The sequence below is a fragment of the Aeromonas sp. R5-1 genome, from assembly GCF_040908265.1.
Lineage (GTDB): Bacteria > Pseudomonadota > Gammaproteobacteria > Enterobacterales > Aeromonadaceae > Aeromonas > Aeromonas caviae.
This window is the reverse complement of the sequence record NZ_JBFODJ010000020.1, coordinates 1-5,882: the sequence shown is the minus strand read 5'-3', so window position 1 is coordinate 5,882 and position 5,882 is coordinate 1. Positions and strand designations below refer to the sequence as shown.

The window sequence follows — 5,882 nt, the reverse complement described above, 5'->3', positions numbered from 1 at the left end:
TAGTGTGGCATTCGCCATGCGAGAGTAGGACACTGCCAGGCACCCAACACGAAGAACCCCGCTCACTCGAGCGGGGTTTTTTATTGCCTGAAATTCACGTTATCCATCCATATCTGGTTGATTTACCACCACGATTGTATCGTTATATAACCTGATCAGCACAGGGCAGCTCCATGTTGACTATCCCATCTTCCAGCTGAATATCGATCTTGAAACCGAGCCGTTTGGCCAGATTGATCATGCCGCGATTACTGGGCATGGTCATGCCAGAGAGCTGGCCTATGCCACGCTCTCTGGCATAGCGCACGATCTTTTCCATCATCAACTTGCCGAGTCCGAGCCCTTTCAAGTCTGAGCGGACCAGGATGGCAAACTCCGCATCCGATTGATCCGGGCTGGCAATGGCTCGCACCACTCCCAGGATCTGCTGGCTAAAAGGGCCGTCCTGACCCACGGCGACGAAGGCCATTTCCCGGTCATAATCGATCTGGGTCATGCGGGCCAGCTCCTCATGCCCCAGCTCCCCCACGTCGGCGAAGAAACGTTTGTACCTGTCTTCATCAGACACCTGCCGCACGAACTGCTTGTGGGCCGGCTCGTCTTCGGGGCGAATGGGGCGCAGCAGCACATGACTCTGATCTTTCAGCCAGGCACCCTCTTCCAGCTCGGTGGGATAGGGGCGAATGGCCAGTGGCAGCACTTGCTGTCCTCGCTCTGCCAGGACGAGCCGGGCATCCAGGATCACCATCTCTTCGCCACAGGCCAGCAGCGGGTGCAGATCCAGTTCTTGTATCTCGGGGAAGGCCAGCAGCAGCTCGGAGAGCTGGCACAGCACCTGGCCGAGGGCGTCGATATCGAGCCGTACCGGACTGGCCTGCTCGCGGATCTTGCCGTCCTTGAGGGCACCAATGATCTGGTAGCGAGCCAGTGCCTGGTTGAGGGGAGGAAGGGCCGCGACCATTTCGCGGGGCTCGGCGCCGGATTCCCCGAGCAGGATGACGGGGCCGAAGACCGGATCCTGCTGCAAGCGGATCCGTAGCTCCAGACCCCCGCTGCGGCGTGCCATGCGTTGTACCAGCAGCCCTTCTATGCGGGCGCCAGGATCGTGCTGACGTACCCTGTCCAGAATGGCATCTGCCGCCTGGGCGACTTCTGCCGAGGTGCGCAGGTTCAGCATGACACCGTGTACATCGGATTTGTGGGCGATGTCGGGAGATCGCAGCTTCACCGCTACGGGGTAGCCAATCTGTTCTGCAGTCAGTGCGGCTTCGATGGCATCGGAGACGATCCAGGTCGCGAGGGTGGATAGCCCGGCTGCCTGCAAGATGGGATGGGCCAGGTGGGTGTCCAGCACCCGCTGCTGGCGCTCCAGCGCTTGCCCAAGGAGCTGCTGGCAGCGCTCGACATCGAGCCTGTCGCCCTGCAGGGAGGCCGGTGTTTCCATCAACTGCTTCTGGTTGCGGCGATATTCCACCATGTGCATGAAGGCCGTGACGGCGCTTTCCGGGGTGCGATAGGTCGGGATGCCCGCCTCATTGAACAGGCGTCTCCCCTCCTGGGCGGAGTATTCGCCTGCCCAGTTGGTCAGGATGTTGAATCGTCTGGCCCTGGGATGCTGCTTGATGAAGTCGATCAGGTTGCTGGCGAGGGTGACACCTCGGGCGGTGAGGGACGGTGCATGGATCAGCAGGATGGCATCGGCACTGTCCCCTTGGAGCAGCGTCTCGAGTGCACTCTTGTAGGCCTCGATATCTGCATCGCTGCCGATGTCGAGGGGTGGCATCGCCAGCTTGCCTCCCCGAGACAGCAGTACGTCTGCGGCCATGTTGGCGAGGCCGCGCCCGTTGGAGAGGATGGCGAGCCGCTCCCCCTTGAGGGTCAGGGAGTGGCTCAGGGTCTCGACAGTGGCAAACAGTTCGTGGGTATCCCGGACGCGCAGCATGCCAGCTCGGCGGATGGCGGCATCATAGACATTGTCGAGACCGTTGGCCGGGTCATGCCGACCGCTCTTGAGGATCAGGATGGGTTTGTTGCGCGAGGCGGCACGGGCGGCGGAGAGAAAGTGCCTGGCATCGTGCAGCTTGTCCATGTAGATCAGGATGGCGCGGGTCGTCCCGTCCCGGGAGAGCTGATCCAGCAGTTGGCCAAAGTCGATGTCGCAATGATCGCCCAGGGAGATGAAGGCCGAGAAGCCGATTTCGCGCTGCTTGGCCCAATCCAGGATGGTGGTGCTGACCGCTGCCGACTGGGAGAGAAACGCCACCTGTCCCGGAGTCGCTGCAATGGGGGAAAAGCTGGCGTTGATACCCTGCCCGGGGAGCAGCATGCCCATGCTGTTGGGGCCGAGCAGCCGAATGCCGTATTGCTGGCACAGATGCTTGAGCCGCAGGTGCTCGTCAGTGGAGAACTGGGCGGCCAGTATGATGGCGGCTCCAGTTCCTTTCTTGCCGAGCTCCTCGATGAGCGGCAGTACCCGTTCGCGCCGGGTACAGACGATGGCGAGATCGGGGGAGAGGGGAAGGCTCTCTATGTCCGGATAGGCGAGCACGCCAGCGATGGCCTGGCTGCGGGGGGCTACGGGTAGTATAGGGCCCTGGAACTGACCCGCCAGCAGGTGCCGGATGACCACATGGCCTGCTTTCTGCGGATCACTGGAGGCGCCGATGACGGCAATCGAGTGAGGTTTGAAGAGCCGATCCAGGCCGCTTTGTTTCATGGGCACTCCTCATGGTGGCCCCCGGGGCGAGGGGGGCGGATGGTGCCAGTCTAATACGCTTTGCGTGCGGGTTCTGTGACCGATTGCGGATCACGATCTGGCCAGTGCGCTGGCGCGCAGATAAAAGCGCAGCTCCCCCTGAATGCATTGCACCGTGGCGAGGTGCCTGTCCTGGAGATAGATCTCCTGCTCCCGATCGAGTTCATGGCGCTGGACCCCGAGGCTTTGCAGATATTCTGCGAACAGGATGGCACTGCGGATTTCGACAAGATGCTGGCTCACGCTCTATTCCTTGATGGTGGCTGGATGGTGCCGGCCAGTGTCCCCTCTTCTCCCCCACTTTAATACTGATACATTTGACACTCACTGTGGCTCCGACGCCTGCCGGATCAGCGAAGGCCTCCCTGGCCGCGTGCAGTGTCCCAGAAGGCGCGGATCAGCGGCTCTTCCAGCCGCTTCTTGAGCACGGCGATACCGACGTCGAACGCCTTGAGCGCCGGTTTGGGCTCGACCACACGCACCTTGTCCCCCATGGGGCTGTGATCGATGACGGCGGCAGGCACGACACCCACACCGAAGCCGAGGGCCACCATGGCGACGATGCCCTCGTTGCCCGCCACTTCTGCATAGATGTTGGGAGCTATCCCCTTGTTGCGAAACCATTGATCACAGCGCTTTCGGGCCAGCCCCTGTTCGGAGAGGATCAGCGGCAGGCGCTCCCAGTCAGGTTCGCCCTGGGGGAACCACTGACCCTGCTGGGGGGCATTGCGGGGGGCGATGAACACCAGAGGGACTTGTTGCAGGCTGGCGAATTCCAGCTTGGACGAGAGCGCATCCGGCCTCGCTGCGATGGCGAGATCGGCTTCGTCAGCCAGGATCTTGTCCACTGCCAGTGCAGGGTCGCCGGTCTCCAGCTTGATCTCCAGCTGGGGATAACGGCGACGAAAGCGTTCCAGTACCTCGGGCAGCAGAAAGTAGCTGGCGGTGACCGAGCAGAACACCCGCAGCCGCCCTTGCAGCGGCTCGTCGCTGCGCTTGAGCTCCTGTTTGAGTTGGCGCCACTCCTGCAGCAAGGCACCGCCAAACTCCCGTAGCTTGTCACCAGCAGGGGTGAGCCGCACCGAGCGGTTGTCCCGCTCGAAGAGCACGCAGCCGGTCTCCTGCTCCAGTCGCTGGATGGCGCGGCTCAGGGTGGAGGGGCTGACCGCCATGGCATCGGCGCTTTTGCCGAAGTGGAGGGAGTCGGCGAGGTGGAGAAACAGTTCGAGATTGCGAAGGTCCATCTTTTTATTCCTGCGGCGTTGTCAGGCGCCCTGTAGCACGATGGCTCGGCGGTGGGAGATTGCGGGAAATCACATTTCAATTCCTGCAACGTACTGTTTCGAATATATCAGTTCAGGCAATAAGTGTCCCGCGCTATAGTGGTTTCGACAACGCCGCTATCCGGCATGGAATCAATCGAACGGAGCAATCACCATGGCTAACTATTTCAACACCTTGAACCTGCGTCAGCAGTTGGCCCAGCTGGGCAAGTGTCGTTTCATGCAGCGCGAAGAGTTCGCGGACGGCTGCAACGTGCTGAAGGGCAAGAAGGTGGTGATTGTGGGCTGTGGCGCCCAGGGCCTGAACCAGGGTCTGAACATGCGCGACTCCGGGCTGGACATCTCCTACGCCCTGCGCAAGGCCGCCATCACCGAGAAGCGCGCCTCCTGGCAGAAGGCCACCGACAACGGCTTCGTGGTCGGCACCTATGAAGAGCTGATCCCGACCGCCGATCTGGTGCTGAACCTGACTCCGGACAAGCAGCACTCCGACGTCGTCAAAACCGTGATGCCGCTGATGAAGCAGGGCGCCGCTCTTGGTTACTCCCACGGTTTCAACGTGGTGGAAGAGGGTCAGCAGATCCGCTCCGACATCACCGTCGTGATGGTTGCACCCAAATGCCCGGGCACCGAAGTGCGTGAAGAGTACAAGCGCGGCTTCGGCGTACCGACCCTGATCGCAGTCCACCCGGAGAATGATCCCCAGGGTGAGGGCATGGCCATCGCCAAGGCGTGGGCCTCTGCTACCGGTGGCGACCGTGCCGGCGTGCTGGAATCTTCCTTCGTCGCGGAAGTGAAATCCGACCTGATGGGCGAGCAGACCATTCTGTGCGGCATGCTGCAGGCCGGTTCCCTGCTCTGCTACGACAAGCTGGTTGCCGAGGGCACCGACCCGGCCTATGCCGGCAAGCTGATCCAGTTCGGCTGGGAGACCATCACCGAGGCCCTGAAGCAGGGCGGCATCAGCTTGATGATGGACCGTCTCTCCAACCCGGCCAAGCTGCGTGCCTTCGAGCTCTCCGAGCAACTGCGCACCCTGATGCGTCCGCTGTTCGAGAAGCACATGGATGACATCATCGCCGGCGAGTTCTCCCGCGGCATGATGGCTGACTGGGCCGAAGACGATGCCAAGCTGTTCGGCTGGCGCGAAGAGACCGGCAAGTCCGCCTTCGAGAATGCCCCTGCCTATGCCGGCAAGATCGCCGAGCAGGAGTACTTCGACAATGGTGTGGTCATGGTGGCCATGGTCAAGGCGGGTGTCGAGCTGGCGTTCGAAACCATGGTGGCCTCCGGCATCTATGAAGAGTCCGCCTACTACGAGTCTTTGCACGAGCTGCCGCTGATCGCCAACACCGTCGCCCGCAAGCGTCTGTACGAGATGAACGTGGTCATCTCCGATACCGCGGAGTACGGCAACTACCTGTTCGCCAACGCCGCCGTGCCGCTGCTGCGCGAGCACTTCATGCCGACTCTGCAAGCAGGGGACCTGGGCAGTGCCCGTGCCGAGAGCAAGGCGGTGGACAACCTGGCCTTGCTGGCTGCCAACGAAGCGACCCGCAACCACCCGATCGAGAAGATCGGCCAGACCCTGCGTGGTTACATGAAGGACATGAAGCGTATTGCCGTCGGCGGTTAAGCCTTCGCTGAGCGGCATCGGAAGGGGCGGGGATGACGATCCCCGTTACTGGCTGGCTTAGACACCTGGCCTGTCGTCCGGATGATGCAAACAGACAGATTGAAGCCTATAAAAAAGGCTATGTCCCAATTACGTGTTGCATGGGGCGCCCCAGCGCCTCATGCAAGCAACGTGGTACATTCACTTCCCGCCCGTAGCGCTCCAACAT

General features: G+C 61.6%; 4 protein-coding genes. 1 reads left to right on the top strand and 3 read right to left on the bottom strand.

The annotated features are described in order from the left end of the window. Nucleotides 1-142 precede the first annotated feature (142 nt). From AB5Y64_RS03000 to ilvY, 3 genes are all read right to left on the bottom strand, one after another. Entirely contained in the window at nt 143-2,716 is a 2,574-nt protein-coding gene (locus tag AB5Y64_RS03000; protein ID WP_039041086.1) for a bifunctional acetate--CoA ligase family protein/GNAT family N-acetyltransferase, read from the bottom strand. A gap of 90 nt (nt 2,717-2,806) precedes the next feature. Continuing rightward, nucleotides 2,807-2,998 carry a hypothetical protein gene (locus AB5Y64_RS02995; protein WP_010676124.1) on the bottom strand — a complete coding sequence of 64 codons (192 nt, stop codon included), beginning with the start codon at nt 2,996-2,998 and terminating at the stop codon, nt 2,807-2,809. Between the two features lie 107 nt (nt 2,999-3,105). Further along, nucleotides 3,106-3,999, bottom strand: a complete 894-nt coding sequence (gene ilvY, locus AB5Y64_RS02990) for an HTH-type transcriptional activator IlvY (RefSeq protein ID WP_010676123.1) — start codon at nt 3,997-3,999, stop codon at nt 3,106-3,108. A gap of 193 nt (nt 4,000-4,192) precedes the next feature. On the opposite strand from ilvY, the gene ilvC reads away from it, so the two are divergent. Further along, the gene (gene ilvC, locus AB5Y64_RS02985; protein ID WP_039041087.1) at nt 4,193-5,674 is read left to right on the top strand and encodes a ketol-acid reductoisomerase; all 1,482 of its coding nucleotides are present in this window, start codon (nt 4,193-4,195) and stop codon (nt 5,672-5,674) included. Nucleotides 5,675-5,882: the final 208 nt, after the last annotated feature.